The sequence below is a fragment of the Shewanella glacialipiscicola genome (assembly GCF_023283485.1).
GTDB classification, from domain to species: Bacteria; Pseudomonadota; Gammaproteobacteria; order Enterobacterales; family Shewanellaceae; genus Shewanella; species Shewanella glacialipiscicola.
This window is the reverse complement of record NZ_JAKILU010000004.1, coordinates 1-18218: the sequence shown is the minus strand read 5'-3', so window position 1 is coordinate 18218 and position 18218 is coordinate 1. Positions and strand designations below refer to the sequence as shown.

Here is an 18218-nt window from a genome sequence, read left to right as displayed (position 1 = left end):
CCTATTGTGCTTTCGTTTCAGAAATAACTTTGGTAGTTACTGGTGCTCCGGGACGAATTTTTTGTAATCCTTCCACAATCAGCTTGTCACCAACCACTAAACCCGAAGTCACGCGCCACTGATTATCGATCACTTCCGCAGTAGTCACAGTTATCGCTTCAACTATACCTTGATCGTTAACCACCATAGCCACAGCATCACCCTTAGAGTTACGAGAAATTGCTTTTTGTGGCACTAAAATGGCTTGTGGATCGGTGCCCGCATTCAACATAGCGCGCACATACATACCAGGTAATAAAATACCTTCAGGATTAGGAAACTCGGCACGTAAAATCACCGAGCCCGTGCTTTGATCAACGCTCACTTCAGCAAACTGCAGTTTGCCTGGGTGGCCATATTGAGTACCATCTTCGAGTATTAATTGCACATCAGCATTATCAGATGCTTGCAGCTTACCTTGCTTCAATTTAGCTTTAAGGCGTAGTAACTGCGCGCTCGATTGCGCGATATCAACATTGATAGGATCAAGCTGTTGAATTGTGGCCAAGGTTTGGCTTTGATTGGCGGTAACTAACGCCCCAGCAGTAACACTCGACTTACCAATACGCCCAGAGATAGGCGCTAGCACTTCGGTATATTGCAGATTGATTTTTGCCGTGTTGATGGCAGCCTCTGCAACCGTCACACCCGCTAAGGCTTCTTTATACGCCGCTTCTGCGTCGTCAAAATCTTGCTGACTGATGGCATTTGTTTTGACTAACTGCTTATAACGCGACGCTTTTGCTTTTGCTGAGGCTAAACTCGCGTTTGCTCTGGCTAAATCCGCATTTGCGCTCACAAGAGCCGCTTTATAGGTTGCTGAGTCAATTTGATAAAGCGACTCACCTTGTTTCACATTGCTACCTTCGATAAAGCTACGCTTAGTGATAATACCGCTAACCTGTGGGCGAACTTCCGCCTCAAGAAAAGCCTTACTACGGCCAGGTAATTCCACCTGAATCGCTTGAGTCTGGGCAACAACATTAAGGATTCCAACTTCCGTACTCTGTGGACCCGCACTCGCTGGAGCTTTCTCTTCCAGAGGGCTGCAAGCTGCCATCAATAACGCCACGCTTATAACTGAGGCAAGTTTAATTGTCTGCCGCATGAGAACTCCTTCAAATATTCACTGCCCACATACCAGTACACTTATTGCGCTGACACGAGCGGTAATGGTAACTAAAACTAAATCCGTTATTTATCTCATGGCCTATAGGGACCAACAAGGAGGATAACGAAACCAAATTATAAACTAATAAAAACTTTTACTATTCTGGCATGACTCATATCAACGAATTATTATTCGATTAAAAAATCTATTAAGGATGAGTCACCTTTTTAGCGGGATACGCTGTAAAAAACTCAATCGACCGACTCTACATGCTGAATTTACAGCTCATACATACACTGTAAAGCTGTGACGACCGACTTCACAGTGAATCAAGCGGACTCTCTTCGACATAATTTGAGCACATTTCTCGTAATCATTTATTTAGACGACAAAACAGCCCTATAAATTATCTTTATAATCTATTTCTAATAGGCCAAACCGTTAAAAACAACAGATTTACATAAGATATTAGCAGAAAAAGCTCATACCGTTTATAGCTTAATTATAAATAGACCGCGAACGAGTGCTGTGCATCATATCAAGTACTTTCCTGAGTTTAATGACAACTTTGCATCATCGACCTGCAACAATCGAATCAGTACAAATATTACTGAGCGGGCTATCTTAGTGATTCATCCAAAGCGGAGCAAATGCCAAAGCCAAATTAGTGCCCCATAAAATGAAACTAAGACTCCCACAAATAAGGCTTCTATAATGCCGGCAATTGTTTACAAACCTATTAACTCTAAGGCTAAAACTGATTTTCATATTTGTTCATATTTTTTCGTGATTGGTTCATCCTCAGTAACACCGCTATTCACAACTTATTTCTATGATAAACGGGCGCTAACAACTCCCTATGATTAAACATAACGTTGAGATGATGACCATGACAACTCGCACAACACTCCTGCTCAGCGGAGCATTACTTATCCTTGCCATAAACGCTCAAGCATCTGATGAAAATCAACTCTTGGGTGGCACGATTAATGGTAACCTCAATTTTGCCTCCGACTATGTGTTTCGCGGTGAATCTGAAACCTTAGATGGTGACATTCCCGTAGTGCAAGGCACCTTGAGCTGGAACCACACTGAAGGTTGGTATGCAGGGGTATTTAGTTCCAACATTAAATTTGCCGATCCCAATTTAGAAATCGTCACCGCTCCCTTTGTCGGTAAAACGGGTGAGTTTGGCGACTCTGGTTTCACCTATGATGTCATGTTGTTTTCATACCTTTACCCAGGTGCATCTTATTCAAACTACACCGAACTCTGGCTCAAAGTGGGCAGACAGTTTGGCAGCGCCAATTTGCAATTAGAAGTTACACCCACCGTTGATGACTGGTTTGGTGTCGATGGTTGGCAAGGCGTAAACTACGCGCTACACCCAAGTTATCACTTCGCTAATGGTATAAAAGTATCAGGCTCTGTCGGTTATCAAGACTTAAGTGGTGAAGGTGCCGAGGGCTGGGGACACTGGAACCTAGGTCTTAGCAAAGTGTTCTACGGGCTAAATTTTGATGTCCGTTATCACGGCAGCACAGTTGATAGCGACCATAAAGTCTATGGTACTCAAACTGAAATCTTCGATGACCGCTTTGTGGTTGGCATAAGCAAAAGCTTTTAAAGATAGGCTATTGATCCGCACATGGGGCAGCTTCTCCGCAATAGTCCAATCGCTTGATACACAAAGCTTTGACCAGCCATCGGCTGGTCTTTTTCTATTAACGTTAAACCTATTACACTAAATCCGATTATCACCCACGCTGCAAGCCAATATGCGGCTGATATCAGCCAAGCAACGACCCGATTGCTGTTGCCACTGATTAAACACCGCTTGTACTTGTTTAAGCGCCGTCTGCGATGTAAATCCCGCATCGACGAGCTTATGCGCTTTAAAATAACCTTGTACATCATCGGTTAACAAGAAAGTGTCTTTACCAATGCCGCGCAAAAAATATGGCCCCGTATTACCACCTAATCGAGTTCCGCGTTTTTTTAATAATGCCCATAAACCGATAATATCTTGCGTTGGCCAATCGGCAATCAACTGCGCTAAACTGCCATGCTCACGGGCAATATCGTGGATCATTAACGCGTTATCATAAATAGCTTGAGTCTTTTTTAGATGACGAATTAAGGTTGTATCACTCGCCCGTGCTTGAATTTGTTCAGGAGATAACATCAATACCTTGCGTGGTTCAAACCCAAAAAAAGACTTCTCATACTCAGGCCATTTATTCACAACCACACGCCACACAAAGCCACTTTGAAATACCTGCCGACTCATGGCAGACAATAACTCAGCATCGCGATACTGGCGGATCTCATCATCGGTTAAACAACCTGACAGCAGAGCTTCGAGCCCAGCGGAACCACCTTTGCGCTCACTGGCTCTGGCATAAATGGATGAGAAACGCTCTAACTTATTCATATTACTACCTTTAAACTGATTAAATTCTGACGTTTTCGATGTTGCTTTAATAATACCGATTTTTATCCCCGATGGATCATTTTGCCTTGCCACCACAAATGATATTTAGCCTAAGCATTTTTAAATGAACTCTTACAACAAGCATCTCAATTACGACTAAAGTTAAGACGTAAAATCAATAAAACTGGGTTTGGAGCCTATATCTATGGAGCTTTTTTATCACCCCTTGTCACGCTATTCACAAAAGGTGCTGATCGCTCTTTATGAAAAGCAGGCCAACTTTTATCCCCGAATTGTTGATTTACGCGATCCTTTCTCACGGCAAAAATTCCATCAACTGTATCCGCACGCAAGACTGCCTTTGCTTAAAACCCAAGATGAACAGCTGATCCCCGAGTCCAGTATTATCATTGAATACTTAGACAGGCATTTTAATAGCAGCACCCAACTGCTGCCTACAGAGCCGATGCATAATTTACAGGTCAGACTCTTTGATCGCCTTATCGACAATGATATTAGCAACTCATTATTTCAATTAGAAAAACTGCACGATTCTGACAAAAGTAGCGAGTTTGAAATCAAGAAGCTAGAGAAGCAATTGCTATTACAATTTCAACATTTAGATACACAACTCGCGCAGCATCATTGGATCTGTGGCGACAGCTTTACACTCGCTGACTGTGCTTTAATCCCATGCTTAAATTATAGCTTTAGGCATTTGAATTTATTGGATTTTGACCAAGTGTGGCGCTATTGGCAACAAGCACAACTACGCGGGGCTTGGATGCTAGTACAGGAGGAAATATTACTGGCTGAAATGGAAGATAATATAGGAAAAAGAGGCATACCTTAGCGAGCATGCCTCAGTAAAATCAGATATTTCGTTCTTTCTTGAGCTGTAAAAATGCTTTCCACTTAATCACTTCGGGTGGCAATTCAGGCGCAGGGTCGTTATAGCCCGCCTCTTTCACAAGTACATCCAGCGGTATTTGTTTACGCTTACACACAAACACCCCGCGCACATGCACGATACAATGCAGGCCACGCTCACTTACGAAGCGTTGTTCAATATAGAAATATTTCTCATCCCAACCGACAACCTTGGTTTCAATCTCAAACTGTTGAAAAGGCTTAATATCACGAATATAGGTAAATTCGGCGGCATTAACGATTGGCATCCACTTCAACTTTATAAAGCGTTTTAGCAAACCCATCTCAGCCAACATATAAGTCCGCGCGAGATCCATAAAGGCGGGATAACGGGAGTTAGTCAGATGAAAATTGATATCACAATCGCTCGGCAAAGCACGGTAAGTGATGCGACTGGTACCGAGAAAATCGATCTCACGGCAGTGACGCGTACGCCAAAATAATAACCAAAACAAACGAAAATACAGATTCATAATCAGTCGCCCTTGAAATAAGAGCCACAGGCTAACAGAGGTCATACCACAGGGCAAGCGAGATCTAGGTCACAAAAAAGGCGCTCTCAGGCGCCTTCTTACTGTGTAACTCAGATTATTTTGAGCTCATCACATCAACATAATTAACGGATTAAATATGTTGATATGTTGACTAACAATGACTTATCTAGCCTGCTTATGCAGCAATGCCTGAATGCCTTAACAAGGCATCGATATTTGGCTCACGCCCCATAAACTGCTTGAATAAGTCCATAGGCTCGGCTGAACCACCCATTTCGAGGATATTGTGCAAGAAACGACGACCGGTTTCAGGGTTAAAAATACCTTCGGCCTCAAAGCGCGAAAACGCATCCGCCGACAGCACTTCGGCCCATTTATAGCTGTAATATCCCGCGGCATAACCACCCGCAAAAATATGGGCAAAACCATGTTGGAAACGGTTAAAGTCTGGTGGCGTTAATACGGCCACCTGACGGCGCACTTCGTCTAAGGTTTCTTGAATGCGCGCACCTTGGGCTGGGTCATATTCGTGATGCATTCTAAAATCAAACAACGAGAACTCGAGTTGGCGCAGCATTGTCATGCCTGATTGGAAGTTTTTCGCCGCCAGCATTTTATCTAACAAGGCCTTAGGTAATGGCTCACCCGTTTCGAAGTGGCCAGATATTTCAGCTAACGCTTCTTCCTGCCAACACCAGTTTTCCATAAATTGACTCGGTAACTCGACCGCATCCCAAGGCACGCCGTTGATACCCGACACGCCAGCAACATCGATTTTAGTCAGCATATGGTGGATACCGTGGCCAAATTCGTGGAACAGGGTCGTCACTTCATCGTGGGTAAACAACGCAGGTTTACCATCGATCGGACCATTAAAGTTACAGGTCAAATAAGCCACTGGCTTTTGTAAACCATGGGCAGTTTGACGGCGCACACGGCAATCATCCATCCAAGCGCCGCCACGTTTACCGGTGCGAGCATATAAGTCGAGGTAGAAACTGCCTCTGTGCTCACCCGTTTCATCAAAAATATCGAAGAAACGAACGTCTTTGTGCCAACGGTCAATATCCTTTTGCTCAACTATTTTAAGGCCAAACAAACGCGATACTGTATAGAAAAGACCAGACAACACTTTATCTTCTGGGAAATAGGGGCGCAGGATTTCCTGTGAAATCTCATACTTATGCTGCTGTAACTTCTCGGCGTAGAAACTTAAGTCCCAAGATGCCATCTCAGTCACACCATATTCTGCCTCGGCAAAAGCTCTTAACTCAGCCAGTTCAGCCTTAGCTTGATCCTTTGAGCGCAGCGCTAACTCATTTAAAAATGCCATCACCTGCGCCGGCGTTTCGGCCATTTTAGTTGCCAGAGATTTGTCAGCAAAACTATCAAAACCCAGTAACTGTGCGAGCTCATGGCGCAACGCAAGGATTTCGTCCATTAGCGGGCTGTTATCGAACTTACCAGCATTCGGGCCTTGATCGGAGGCACGGGTGACAAAAGCGCGGTAGCACTCTTCTCGAAGGCTGCGGTTTTCGCTGTAGGTCATAACCGGTAAATAAGAGGGGAAATCTAAGGTAAATAACCAACCTTCTAACTCACGTGCCTGCGCCATTGCCTTAGCAGCCGCTTTAGCTGAATCGGGCAGACCCGCTAGTTCGGTTTCATCAGTAACTAACTTAGTCCAAGCTTGCGTCGCATCCAATAATTGATTTGAAAAGCCACTGGTGAGCTCAGACAAACGCTTTACAATTTCGCCATAACGCACTTTTTGCCCGTCATCTAAACCAATACCTGAGAGTTTAAAATCACGCAGGCTGTGTTCAATGACCTTCTGTTGTGCTTGGTTCAATTGTGCAAATTCATCCGATGCGCGCAGAGCCTTATAGGCCTCATACAAACCTTGATGTTGACCAACGTAAGTACCGTACTCTGATAGTAATGGCAAGCAAGCATCATGGGCTGCACGCCATTCATCAGTGCTAGTGACTGAATTCATGTGAGAAACCGGCGACCAAATTTGGCTCAGTTCATCGTCAACCTGTTCGAGTGGCGCAACTAAGTTGTCCCAAGTAAAAGGCCCTTGATGTTGCAATACCTCATCAATCTTAGCGCGAGATTGAGCAATAGCATGCTCAACAGCGACTTGAATATGTTCCGGTTTAATCTGTGAAAAAAGCGGTAATTTTGCGCCGCTAAGCAAAGGGTTACTCATAATGATTCCTCAACAATCTGTATAGGGTATAAATAAGGGCTAATGTCCTATTTATCAAGGCAAGAAAACCGATTGCCCACTTCGATTATCCCTCCTTAGCGAGTTTTTACCTGAAAAAATGCGAACCTGTTCGCATTTTACATTTACGTTTTATTTGCTTGATCATTGTTGCCAACCAGATCGCAAATAAAACTGATTCGCATTAACGTTTAGTGCTGGGCGAGGTATTCTCTACTTAATAAACACACTCTTCCTAAATAAGTAAAAATATGGCAATACATTCAGCAAAAATGATGGCGAGCATCCTCTGTCTTTTAGGCATCAATGGCCTTAGCTACGGCGCATTCGCCAATGAAAGCCTAGAACACATCGATAGTAGCTCACATAGCCTGTTACCTAGCGAGAAGATTGAATCTTTGGCGGTAACACTCGATTTAGGTTGGGACAGTAAATATATTTCACAGGGGCGCAATAACTTACAAGATGGCGGTATTTATTGGCTGAATACTTCAGTTCAATATGGCAACTGGACCACCTACGCCTTAGTTGGTCGCGGCGATAGCCAAGCCTATACCGAGTGGAATCTTGGTCTTGAATATGGATTTAACTTGGTCGAAAACTTTGATGCTAATCTGGGATATCAACGTATTGAAGGCTACGGCAGTAGTCGCTGCCAAGATAATGAGCTATTCGCTGAACTCGCCTACACCGCCACACCTTGGTTAATACCATCAATAAATTACGTTTATTCGACTGAAGCTAACGGCTATTTTGTGGAAATGAGTCTACACAGTTTTTGGAATATTACTGACCACTTTAGCCTCACGCCCTACATCACCCAAGGGTTTGATTTTAAATACCGAACAGCTGAGCACAATGGTAAGAACAACCTGCAGTTTGGCCTCGAGAGCAATTATCAATTATCACCCAACATGAGTGTCAGCGGCCATATTAGCCATAGCATTGCCCAAGGGGATATTGAACAAGAAGCCGCGGCCAATGGCGATACGAGCTCGCAGGATCAAACTTATGCAGGCATCCACTTTACAATGACGCTTTAGTTAATTTAGACGCTAAATTTGGCAAGAATACATTCCACTCACTAAACTCAATATGTCGACGGAGCGACTTTACCGTTTATACCAAATTATGCTGAGGAACAGGGAATGTTAGCGCATCAATGTTATCCCATTCGTATCATGTTTGTAGCAGTAATCTCGCTATTAATGCAGGCCATAATCCCAGCGAGTGCACAACTGACATCCGAGCCTGAACCCAGTGTAACCTCTTTATCTAAACCCAAAAAAAACGAACCTTTACCTTTAGATACCTTGCTCGACAGTCATGGTCAGCCGATTAACATTCCCCACCAAACACAGAGCGCATTAGAGTATTCATCTGCCGAGATAAAACCGCTCAATACATCCAAAACCAAATCCAATCAGCCAGCTAAAACCACTAAAGTAAAAAAACTTAACCGTAAGCAGCAGCTTGCCAGTCGTAACCACGTAGCGAACGATCCCAACTGTCGCTGGCTCGATAAACGTATTGGTCAACTTGAAGCACAAATCAACGGCATACAAAATAATCACTTGCAGCACGTCAGTGATGAAATCAACATCCGCAACAAAGAATGGCAATGCCTTAAATGTGGTGCCGAAGGGCCTGACCAAAATGATCATTCCAATTGCCAATATCGCCGCGAAACCAATACAAAGTGATCGCTCATATTAATAGTGAGACTTTTATATCTACACCCCGATCGGGTGCATAACTAAACTAATAGGCTGGTCTGTTATCACAAACATCCCTACAATGACCTTCTGCTGTAAAGCATCTCATCCTTGAAGTAAGACGGAGAAACTCATGGCTCAACATTTTGACTATATCTGCCTAGGCGCTGGCAGCGGCGGTATCGCCTCAGCAAACCGAGCGGCAATGCGTGGCGCAAAAGTGCTGCTCATCGAAGCTAAGCATGTGGGTGGCACCTGTGTAAACGTAGGTTGCGTACCGAAAAAAGTCATGTGGTATGGCGCCCATGTTGCCGAAGCGATGAACCTTTACGCTAAAGATTATGGTTTTGACATCACGGTTAATAAATTCGATTGGAACACCTTAGTTGAAAATCGCGAAGCCTATATTGGCCGCATTCATGATGCCTATGGCCGCGGTTTTGCCAGTAACAAAGTCACTCTGTTAAATGGTTATGGCCGCTTTGTTGATGGCAACACTATTGAAGTAAACGGCGAGCATTACACCGCCGATCATATTCTTATCGCCACTGGCGGCGCGCCGACTATTCCGAATATTCCTGGCGCTGAGTACGGTATCGACTCTGATGGTTTCTTTGCGCTACGTGAGCAACCTAAACGCGTTGCGGTTGTTGGCGCGGGTTATATCGCCGTTGAAGTCGCTGGCGTTTTACATGCACTTGGCAGTGAAACACATTTATTAGTGCGTAAACATGCACCGCTGCGTAATTTTGATCCCATTTTAGTCGATGCCCTCGTCGATGCCATGGCGAGTGAAGGCCCAACATTGCATACGCATAGCGTGCCAAAAGCGGTCATTAAAAATGCCGATAACAGCCTAACCTTAAGCTTAGAAAACGGTGAAAGCGTAACGGTTGATTGCCTAATTTGGGCGATTGGCCGCTCACCCGCAACCGGCAATATTGGCTTAGAAAACACTAAAGTCGAATTAGATAACAAAGGCTATGTCATCACTGACGAACAGCAAAATACCACTCACAAAGGGATTTACTGTGTCGGCGACATTATGGCGGGCGGCGTAGAGTTAACCCCAGTTGCAGTTAAGGCAGGTCGTTTGTTATCCGAGCGTTTATTTAACGGCATGACAGATGCCAAAATGGATTACAACCTGATCCCAACCGTCGTGTTCAGCCATCCGCCGATTGGCACTATGGGTCTAACAGAGCCAGAAGCACGTACCCAATATGGCGATGATAACGTCAAAGTGTATACGTCAACTTTTACCTCAATGTACACCGCCGTCACGGCCCATCGCCAAGCCTGTAAAATGAAATTAGTCTGCGCGGGTAAAGACGAAAAAGTCGTCGGTATTCATGGTATTGGTTTTGGTATGGACGAAATCCTTCAAGGTTTTGGCGTGGCAATGAAAATGGGCGCGACTAAAGCTGATTTCGATGCCGTGGTTGCTATTCACCCAACGGGCGCTGAAGAGTTTGTTACTATGAGGTAAAAGCAACTTACGCTTTGATTTTATGATAATTAGGGTCAGCTTATGCTGGCCCTAATTGATCTGCAGTATGATAAAAGCATTAACTCTTACGCGGCTTTCCTATAATCTCAACAGAGTACTGTGCATTTAAACTTTACTGCGCTGTTATTGTGGCACCGCTGTAATCGGGATAAGAGAGTTATGCTTAAAGAGCTCGCGTTCGATGGTTTGTTATTCAGCCCATTAATTATCTTTATTCCCTTGGCCTTTCTGCTTTCCTGTATTACTCGTTTGGTACTGTATCAAACAGGGCTCTATCACCAGCTTTGGCGCTCGGCTTGGTTTGAGGTTGGGCTATTTATCTGCTATCTGGCTTTCGTTATTTACTTGCTTGGGAGTTGATTTTTCATGGGTAAAATCTTACGTATCATGCTGACTTTGATAGTGGTCGCGGTTGCTGGTATCGCAGGGCACTGGGTATGGTCACATTATCTTTATTCTCCTTGGACCCGTGACGGTAGAGTACGCGGCGATATCATTACCATCACGCCCGATGTATCAGGCTGGGTGAACCAACTGAATGTAAAAGACAATCAAGTCGTCAATAAGGGAGATGTGCTATTCACTGTGGACGATACCCGCTACAAGGCCACGATAGCCGAATTAAATGCTAAAACAGAAAGCCAAAAATTAACCTGGGAGCTTGCCAAGCATAAGTACAAACGTCGTATCGCGTTGACCAATGGCAACTTGGTCAGCAAAGAAACTATCGACGAAGCTCATATTGATACTGAACTGGCAAGGACCAGTTATGAACTCGCGCTGGCACAATTAAATACTGCCAAAATTGACTTAGAACGAACTCAAATTCTCGCCCCTGAAGACGGCACTCTGATCAATTTAAACCTTAGGTATGGCAACTACGTCAGCAAAGGTAATGCGGTATTTTCACTTGTCCAAAAAAACTCCCTCTATGTTACCGGCTATTTTGAAGAGACTAAAATCCCCTTAATTCACTTAGGTCAAGGTGCCGATATCAATCTAATGAACGGTGGCCATGTATTGCATGGCAAAGTCATCAGCATTGGTAAAGCCATTGCTAACACTAATGTCACCACCAACGGACAGCTGTTACCACAGATAAATCAGACCTTTAACTGGGTAAGACTCGCGCAGCGTATTCCTGTCGATATTCAGCTAGAGGCTATTCCACCTGACGTTGAATTAAGCGTGGGCATGACAGCATCTATCCAGTTACATACTGATAAATAAAATTAAGATGCTGTTATTACAGAGCTTATTTTTCCCAGATAGACGCACCATTATATTCGCGGTTAAAGGCGTAATATCGATGACGCTCGCCTTATATGTGGCGATGTTCTTGAATTTAGAGCGACCCTATTGGGCACTGGTATCAGCCATTTTTCTGCAAGTTCGCCCAGAAAGTGGCTTAGTTATCGAAAAGGGCTTATGCCAGATCGGCGGCAATTTAGTTGGCGCACTGGTTGGGATCATGATACTCAACGGATTTGCTCCATATCCTACACTCGCCTTAGGGCTACTCGCCTGCTGGATAGGGCTCAATTCAGGGCTATCGGCCATGATGCGCCAACAAAACTTTGTATACGCCTTCGCCATGGCCGGTATGACCGCCTGTTTGGTGGTATTAATTGTCATGGCAAGCCCGAACACGGCCGACAGTGCAAAAATATTTGAAGTGGCACAGGCGAGGATCAGCGAAATTATTGTTGGAGCCATTTGTGCCGTATTAGTCAGCCAACTGCTGTGGCCAGTAAAGGTCAAACATAGCTTGCAGCTACGGGCTAAAAATACCATTAATCAAACACTGAGTTATCTTGCATTAGAACTCGATCCCACAGGATCACACGCCAGTCGCCATGAGCATATTGATACTATTCTAGAGTCCATATCTACCCTCAGTGATGACGCCAGCGCGGTGATTTATGAAGGACCAGAAGGGCGTGGACAAAACCATGCAGTAAATTTTCTCTGTAATAAAACCCTTTCATTACTGGCTGTGATCCAAATATTCGGCCGTCTACAACGTAATCATCCTCAACTGGTTAGCGAGCCGCTAGCGAAAATATTAGAGAATATGCGCAGTCGTTTTACCCTAATGGCGCAATCAAGTGATTACCAAGAATGCTATAAAATGGCGCGCAGCCTTCGCCATCAATTGCAGCAAAATCTGATGCAATATCAGAGCAAAACACCCTTAGAAACCCGCTTAATTAAGGCCACGATGGAATTAAGTGCCGATCTGATTATGGTGCTCAAAAGCTATAACGTGCTGACGAGTAATAGCGTTGCTAACCTCAATGCGCCGCCAATGGAATTTCACCGTGATCCGCTTATTGGTCTAACGACAGGCCTGCGCAGTATGGCGGTATTTGTGATTGGGGCTTCGCTGTGGATAGGTACAGGTTCTAATGCGGTGCTGATGATGATCCTTTTACCTGTGGTCTTTTCTATCATGATGGCACGCCAACCACTGCCGATGTTAACAACGGGGTTACGCCATATTCTTGTCGGCATTATTATCATAGTGCCAGTTACCATATTTTATGCCTTGCCTCTATTGGCACAAAGTAGCGGCGATTTTGAGATCCTCATCCTAGTGCTTGCCGGTCCGTTTTTTATCGGCTTATTAGCCTTAGCAAATCGACCCACCTTACCCTATGGTTTAGGCATTTGCGTACCGTTTGCGGTACTCGTGCAGCCCAGCAATAATATTTCATTCGCGATAGAAAACACCATCAGCAACGCACTGGCTATTTTTGTAGGCGTTACTGTACTGTATTGGTTATTCAAGCTAATAACTCAACCCAGCGAACGCTTAATGCAATATCGATTGCTGCAATCCATCCAAAAAGATCTGGTTAATCTGGCTCAACGCCCCGATCCTACCTCTTGGTTTAATGCTCGTATGGGCGATCGATTACTACGGATTGCGACTTACGAAAAAGGCTCGGGTCATAGCTCTCGAGTCTTTACCGATTTAGCGTTTACGGCGTTCAATCTCGGCAATGTGTCTATTCGCCTAAGGCGTATTTTGCAGGGAATACCTGCAGTCCATTTAGAGTCCGCATTACACCTTTGGCAACTCAGTTTAGGTAAAGCTTTTATTACTTGCGCTCAAGGCAAAGTCGCCAAAGAGTTTGCACTTAGCTGCGAGACGTTACTGCAAGAACTCTCCAAATCGCCACTCCCACCAGAAGAACTTACGATGATCGAAGGGATGTTTGAACGCATCAATTTAACCTTTGAACGCACCGCCCACACCATCGCTGAGCAGAAAGAAGCCACTGAAAAATAATCATACATCAAACTATTTTCCCTCTAAAAATCCCACCACGTTACAGTCACCAACCCTATTAAAATCCAATGAAAGCTTGAAGTTTAGCCAATAAAATGGCTTAATATAATTAGATCACTAACTATATTGGTGATATTAATTCAATTATCAACCAAGGAGAGACTATGTCATCGGGGAACCCATCAGAGGAAAATCTCATCTCACAGGCAACACGTTTTACCCTAGTACACGCCAAAGAATCAATGCAGTTTATGTGTTTGCTCGCCGTATTAAGCACCTATCTCTTTGTCATTTTGAAACCGAGTATTATTCAAAATAACAAAGCGTTAGGAGATAAATAACCCATGAACTATCTCGCTTACGTTTCTTTAGCGATCTATTTTATCGCTATGCTTGCCATTGGCTTATTTGCCTATAAAAATTCCACCAGCGATGTGTCTGGCTATATTCTTGGCGGGCGTAAAGTCAGCCCACAGGTCACGGCACTCTCAGCGGGTGCATCAGACATGAGTGGTTGGATGCTGATGGGCCTACCTGGCGCCATGTTTTTGGTTGGATTTGAAACTATTTACATTGCGCTTGGCTTATTGATTGGTGCTCTAATCAATTATTTGATTGTCGCTCCTAAACTGCGTGTGTATACCGAAGTGGCCGACAACTCACTAACCATTCCAGAGTTTTTTGCTAAACGCTTTGGTAATGCCAACAACAGCATCCGCATTATCGCGGCAGTAATTATTGTTATCTTTTTTACCTTGTATACCTCTGCGGGTTTAGTGGCAGGCGGTAAGCTGTTTGAGTCGGCATTTGGTTTGAACTATAACATTGGCTTAATCGTCACGCTTAGCGTCGTGGTTTCTTACACCTTGTTAGGTGGCTTTTTAGCCGTAAGTCTCACAGACTTCGTCCAAGGTTGTATTATGTTTGTCGCCTTAGTCTTAGTGCCTGTAGTGGCTTATCAAGAGTTTAACAGTGCCGATAAGATGATGAACTTTGCGTATCAATCGATTCCACATTTCTCTGATGCCATGCAAAACGTCACTATGTTAGGGCTTATCTCGAGTTTATCTTGGGGACTGGGTTATTTTGGTCAACCGCATATTATCGTGCGCTTTATGGCGATTCGTTCAGTAGCCGACATTAAAATAGCAAGACGCATAGGTATGGGCTGGATGACAGTAACCATTATTGGTGCGCTGGCAACGGGGCTGGTTGGTATCGCTTACGCCAATAAATTTGGTATGAAGCTGACCGATCCTGAAACCATCTTTATCGTGTTCTCAGAGTTGTTATTCCATCCGATCATTAGTGGCTTCTTACTGGCCGCGATTCTAGCGGCGATTATGAGCACCATTTCATCGCAACTATTAGTGTCGTCAAGCTCGCTAACGGAAGATATCTACCAAGTGATCTCGAAGAAAAAATCGACTGAAAAAGACATGGTGAAAATGGGGCGCTTTGGCGTAGCAGGCGTGGCCATTGTTGCGAGTCTACTGGCGCTCGACCGCTCTAGCAGTGTGTTATCACTAGTGAGTAATGCCTGGGCAGGATTTGGTGCCGCTTTTGGTCCGTTAGTTTTGTTTAGCTTATATAAAGCTAACCTAACCCACAAAGCCGCGATAGCCGGCATAGTGTCAGGCGCATTCACTGTCCTGTTTTGGATTTATGCACCGGTATTGGCAGACGGGCAAGCCTTAACCACAGTGGTGTATGAAATGATCCCCGGCTTTGCCGTGAGCAGTATGGTGATTTGGGTAGTGTCGTTACTCGATGCCGACCCTTGTGCCAAAACCACTAAATTATTCCACAAGGCTGGCCGTGTTTTAGCCGAAGACAGATAAGGCATTAAGGTATGACTGACTTACCCTGGAAACGCATTGTCGTTAAGGTAGGTAGTGCCCTGATTGCTCCCCAAAAACAAGGTTGCAGCAGCCACTACTTACTCGGCATTGCCCAATTTATTACTTATTGTCGTGCCCAAGGGATCCAAGTTGTCTTGGTCTCTTCGGGCTCAGTCGCCGCGGGATGGCATCACTTTGGCGAGGTTGATAAACCCAGCGTCACAGTGAAAAAAGCCATGGCAGCAGCGGGTCAGGCCGATATGATGGCCACATGGAACAAGTTATTTGATTTCCCAACCGCACAGTTATTGCTGACCCACGGCGATTTACGTAATCGTGATCGTTACATCAGCATTAAAGATACGATTTTTAGCCTACTCGAACACGGGCTACTGCCTATTATCAACGAGAACGATGCCGTGACTGCCGACAAGCTCAAAGTCGGCGATAATGATAATCTCTCGGCCATGGTCGCCGCGGCGGCCGATGCCGATACATTGATTATCTGTTCGGATGTGAATGGGCTTTACACGCAAAACCCCCATGAAAATCCCGATGCAAAGTTGATAAAACAAGTCACCGAAATTACTGCCGAGATTTACGCTATGGCAGGCGGTGCTAGTAGTGCCGTCGGTACCGGTGGTATGCGGACTAAGATCCAAGCCGCCAAAAAGGCAATATCCCACGGGATTGAAACCTTTATTATCAATGGCTTTGATGCTGACTCCTTCAACCAATTATTGAAGGGCCAAAATCCCGGTACACTGTTCACCTCCAATGAAAAACCCATGCAGGAACATTTGCATTGGATGACCCATACCTCGCAGGCTCAGGGCGAAGTCATTGTCGAAAATGATTTTAATATTGACCTTGATACCCATAGCGAGCAATTGACCAGTGACGATGTGGTCGCCATTAATGGCGATTTTTCGGTGGGTGACACTATTTTAGTACGCAAAGGCGATGGGACTAAATTGGCAAAAGCCAAATCTAATTACAGCAGTTGCTTGCTTAGCTTTATCACGGACCAAGACGATCGCGAGTTTGCCAGTGAATTTCAACAAAAAACTGGCCCGATCATTTCTGAGAAAAATATCGCTATTCTTGAATCAAAATGAGCGGAGTAAATATGAGCTTAATTAAAAATTTATCTGAAGATGCTGCCAAGGCAGCACTGATACTCGCCCAACTCGACGAACACCTTAAAAATACCGTACTCCTCGATATGGCGCGCTCAATACGCGAAAAAGCCTATGAAATCCAAAGCGCTAATCTAATCGACTTGAACAGAGCAACAGCCGATAACGTTGCCCCAGCGATGCTAGACCGCTTAACGCTAACACCTGAACGCATTGAAGCCATGGCGGTAGGCATTGAAACCATTGCCGCCCTGCCCGATCCCATTGGCAACGAGCGCTATATTGGCAAGCGACCTAACGGTTTATCCATCAGTAAAATGCGTGTGCCTTTAGGTGTGGTTTGCATGATTTATGAAGCGCGCCCCAATGTTACCGCCGATGCGGGCGCCCTGTGCTTTAAATCTGGTAATGCGGTGATCCTGCGCGGTGGGAAAGAAGCACTGACTAGCAGCAAAGTTATCGCCACTATTTTGCAAAACGTATTAACACAATACGCTTTACCAACCGCGTTAATCACTGTGGTGCCTGATCCTGATCGCGCGCTATTACTAGAGTTGATGCAGCAGCGTGACTATATCGATGTGATCATCCCCCGTGGCGGCGAAGGCTTAATTAACTTTGTCACTGATAACAGTAGAATCCCTGTGATCCAGCATTTTAAAGGTGTGTGCCATTTATACGTTGATAAGGATGCCGATTTAGATAACGCACTAGCCTTATTGCTCAACGGTAAAACGCAGCGCACAGGCGTATGTAATGCCCTCGAAGCCCTATTAGTACATCAAGATATCGCGGCGCAATTTTTGCCTAAAGTCGCCAAAGCGCTGGCAGAGTATAAGGTTAAAATCAACGCTTGTACTCAGGCTGGTGGCTACTTTGAACACTGTACTCATATGGAAGAAAACGACTTCGGCCAAGAGTATTTAGATCTCGAAATTGCGATTCGCCAAGTCGATAGCTTTGACCATGCGATACAGCACATTGCCCGTTTTGGTAGTCAGCATACTGAAGTGATTTGCACCGAAAACGAAGTCACGGCCGCCCGCTTTCAGCGTAGTGTTGATGCGTCTGTCGTCATGGTGAATGCCTCATCGCGCTTCTCTGACGGCAGCGAACTCGGCCTTGGCGCCGAAATTGGTATCGCCACCACTAAGTTACATGCCTACGGCCCAATGGGGCTCGAGTCCCTAACCGCTGAAAAGTATTTAGTCTCAGGAACTGGCCAAGTGCGCGCTTAACACTATCGTCTGCATATGCAGATAGAAAATATCAAAAGCCCTGAAGTACATTGCTTCAGGGCTTTTTTGATGGCGAAGACCAGCCAGCGGTATGACGTAATACCAATTACTTTAATTATATGATCTAATAAGTCGTCACTTTCTAACCTTACAAAGTATGAACAAGCCCAATATCCTAGCCCTAGTTAAATCAGAGAAAAGCGCACGTAAACGTATGCGCTATCTTGCCTTACTTCATT

General features: G+C 44.8%; 16 protein-coding genes. 12 read left to right on the top strand and 4 right to left on the bottom strand.

Features of this window, described 5'->3' with window-relative positions; genetic code table 11:
• Position 1: 1 nt before the first annotated feature.
• Positions 2-1147 carry an efflux RND transporter periplasmic adaptor subunit gene (locus L2717_RS04490; RefSeq protein ID WP_220772022.1) on the bottom strand — a complete coding sequence of 382 codons (1146 nt, stop codon included), beginning with the start codon at positions 1145-1147 and terminating at the stop codon, positions 2-4.
• Positions 1148-2030: 883 nt separating this feature from the next.
• Between L2717_RS04490 and L2717_RS04485 the strand changes: the two genes are divergently transcribed.
• Positions 2031-2777, top strand: a complete 747-nt coding sequence (locus tag L2717_RS04485; RefSeq protein ID WP_220772115.1) for a TorF family putative porin — start codon at positions 2031-2033, stop codon at positions 2775-2777.
• Between the two features lie 117 nt (positions 2778-2894).
• On the opposite strand, the gene L2717_RS04480 is transcribed toward L2717_RS04485, so the two are convergent.
• On the bottom strand, positions 2895-3584 hold the full coding sequence (locus L2717_RS04480; RefSeq protein WP_220772020.1) for a DNA-3-methyladenine glycosylase I: 690 nt from the start codon (positions 3582-3584) through the stop codon (positions 2895-2897).
• A gap of 205 nt (positions 3585-3789) precedes the next feature.
• On the opposite strand from L2717_RS04480, the gene L2717_RS04475 reads away from it, so the two are divergent.
• The gene (locus tag L2717_RS04475; RefSeq protein WP_220772018.1) at positions 3790-4437 is read left to right on the top strand and encodes a glutathione S-transferase family protein; all 648 of its coding nucleotides are present in this window, start codon (positions 3790-3792) and stop codon (positions 4435-4437) included.
• Positions 4438-4456: 19 nt separating this feature from the next.
• Here L2717_RS04475 and L2717_RS04470 read toward each other — a convergent pair whose 3' ends face one another.
• Both L2717_RS04470 and prlC read right to left on the bottom strand, forming a co-directional pair.
• On the bottom strand, positions 4457-4987 hold the full coding sequence (locus tag L2717_RS04470; RefSeq protein ID WP_220772016.1) for a thioesterase family protein: 531 nt from the start codon (positions 4985-4987) through the stop codon (positions 4457-4459).
• Positions 4988-5183: 196 nt separating this feature from the next.
• Entirely contained in the window at positions 5184-7223 is a 2040-nt protein-coding gene (prlC, locus tag L2717_RS04465; RefSeq protein WP_220772014.1) for an oligopeptidase A, read from the bottom strand.
• Positions 7224-7492: 269 nt separating this feature from the next.
• On the opposite strand from prlC, the gene L2717_RS04460 reads away from it, so the two are divergent.
• The 10 genes from L2717_RS04460 (at position 7493) to L2717_RS04415 (ending at position 17979) form a co-directional block, all read left to right on the top strand.
• Positions 7493-8284: a hypothetical protein gene (locus L2717_RS04460; RefSeq protein ID WP_220772011.1), complete on the top strand. Its 792-nt coding sequence runs from the start codon at positions 7493-7495 to the stop codon at positions 8282-8284.
• 105 nt (positions 8285-8389) lie between these two features.
• Complete coding sequence (locus L2717_RS04455) at positions 8390-8944, top strand: hypothetical protein (protein WP_220772009.1); 555 nt, start codon at positions 8390-8392, stop codon at positions 8942-8944.
• Between the two features lie 145 nt (positions 8945-9089).
• Positions 9090-10445, top strand: coding sequence for a glutathione-disulfide reductase (gene gorA / locus L2717_RS04450; protein WP_220772008.1), 1356 nt, complete (start codon positions 9090-9092; stop codon positions 10443-10445).
• A 180-nt stretch (positions 10446-10625) separates the two neighbouring features.
• Positions 10626-10826: a DUF1656 domain-containing protein gene (locus L2717_RS04445; RefSeq protein ID WP_220772007.1), complete on the top strand. Its 201-nt coding sequence runs from the start codon at positions 10626-10628 to the stop codon at positions 10824-10826.
• Positions 10827-10832: 6 nt separating this feature from the next.
• Complete coding sequence (locus L2717_RS04440) at positions 10833-11696, top strand: efflux RND transporter periplasmic adaptor subunit (RefSeq protein ID WP_220772005.1); 864 nt, start codon at positions 10833-10835, stop codon at positions 11694-11696.
• Positions 11697-11703: 7 nt separating this feature from the next.
• The gene (locus tag L2717_RS04435; RefSeq protein ID WP_220772003.1) at positions 11704-13761 is read left to right on the top strand and encodes an FUSC family protein; all 2058 of its coding nucleotides are present in this window, start codon (positions 11704-11706) and stop codon (positions 13759-13761) included.
• 164 nt (positions 13762-13925) lie between these two features.
• Positions 13926-14102: a hypothetical protein gene (locus L2717_RS04430; RefSeq protein WP_167368902.1), complete on the top strand. Its 177-nt coding sequence runs from the start codon at positions 13926-13928 to the stop codon at positions 14100-14102.
• Between the two features lie 3 nt (positions 14103-14105).
• Positions 14106-15602, top strand: coding sequence for a sodium/proline symporter PutP (gene putP, locus L2717_RS04425; protein ID WP_220772001.1), 1497 nt, complete (start codon positions 14106-14108; stop codon positions 15600-15602).
• An 11-nt stretch (positions 15603-15613) separates the two neighbouring features.
• Positions 15614-16720, top strand: coding sequence for a glutamate 5-kinase (gene proB / locus L2717_RS04420; RefSeq protein WP_220771999.1), 1107 nt, complete (start codon positions 15614-15616; stop codon positions 16718-16720).
• A gap of 11 nt (positions 16721-16731) precedes the next feature.
• Positions 16732-17979: a glutamate-5-semialdehyde dehydrogenase gene (locus L2717_RS04415; protein WP_220771998.1), complete on the top strand. Its 1248-nt coding sequence runs from the start codon at positions 16732-16734 to the stop codon at positions 17977-17979.
• Positions 17980-18218 lie beyond the last annotated feature (239 nt).

Excerpts from the sequence above, each read along its gene's own strand:
- L2717_RS04490 (WP_220772022.1), bottom strand. The coding sequence starts at position 1,147 with ATGCGGCAGACAATTAAACTTGCCTCAGTTATAAGCGTGGCGTTATTG.
- L2717_RS04485 (WP_220772115.1), top strand. The coding sequence starts at position 2,031 with ATGATGACCATGACAACTCGCACAACACTCCTGCTCAGCGGAGCATTA.
- L2717_RS04480 (WP_220772020.1), bottom strand. The coding sequence starts at position 3,584 with ATGAATAAGTTAGAGCGTTTCTCATCCATTTATGCCAGAGCCAGTGAG.
- L2717_RS04475 (WP_220772018.1), top strand. The coding sequence starts at position 3,790 with ATGGAGCTTTTTTATCACCCCTTGTCACGCTATTCACAAAAGGTGCTG.
- L2717_RS04470 (WP_220772016.1), bottom strand. The coding sequence starts at position 4,987 with ATGAATCTGTATTTTCGTTTGTTTTGGTTATTATTTTGGCGTACGCGT.
- prlC (WP_220772014.1), bottom strand. The coding sequence starts at position 7,223 with ATGAGTAACCCTTTGCTTAGCGGCGCAAAATTACCGCTTTTTTCACAG.
- L2717_RS04460 (WP_220772011.1), top strand. The coding sequence starts at position 7,493 with ATGGCAATACATTCAGCAAAAATGATGGCGAGCATCCTCTGTCTTTTA.
- L2717_RS04455 (WP_220772009.1), top strand. The coding sequence starts at position 8,390 with ATGTTAGCGCATCAATGTTATCCCATTCGTATCATGTTTGTAGCAGTA.
- gorA (WP_220772008.1), top strand. The coding sequence starts at position 9,090 with ATGGCTCAACATTTTGACTATATCTGCCTAGGCGCTGGCAGCGGCGGT.
- L2717_RS04445 (WP_220772007.1), top strand. The coding sequence starts at position 10,626 with ATGCTTAAAGAGCTCGCGTTCGATGGTTTGTTATTCAGCCCATTAATT.
- L2717_RS04440 (WP_220772005.1), top strand. The coding sequence starts at position 10,833 with ATGGGTAAAATCTTACGTATCATGCTGACTTTGATAGTGGTCGCGGTT.
- L2717_RS04435 (WP_220772003.1), top strand. The coding sequence starts at position 11,704 with ATGCTGTTATTACAGAGCTTATTTTTCCCAGATAGACGCACCATTATA.
- L2717_RS04430 (WP_167368902.1), top strand. The coding sequence starts at position 13,926 with ATGTCATCGGGGAACCCATCAGAGGAAAATCTCATCTCACAGGCAACA.
- putP (WP_220772001.1), top strand. The coding sequence starts at position 14,106 with ATGAACTATCTCGCTTACGTTTCTTTAGCGATCTATTTTATCGCTATG.
- proB (WP_220771999.1), top strand. The coding sequence starts at position 15,614 with ATGACTGACTTACCCTGGAAACGCATTGTCGTTAAGGTAGGTAGTGCC.
- L2717_RS04415 (WP_220771998.1), top strand. The coding sequence starts at position 16,732 with ATGAGCTTAATTAAAAATTTATCTGAAGATGCTGCCAAGGCAGCACTG.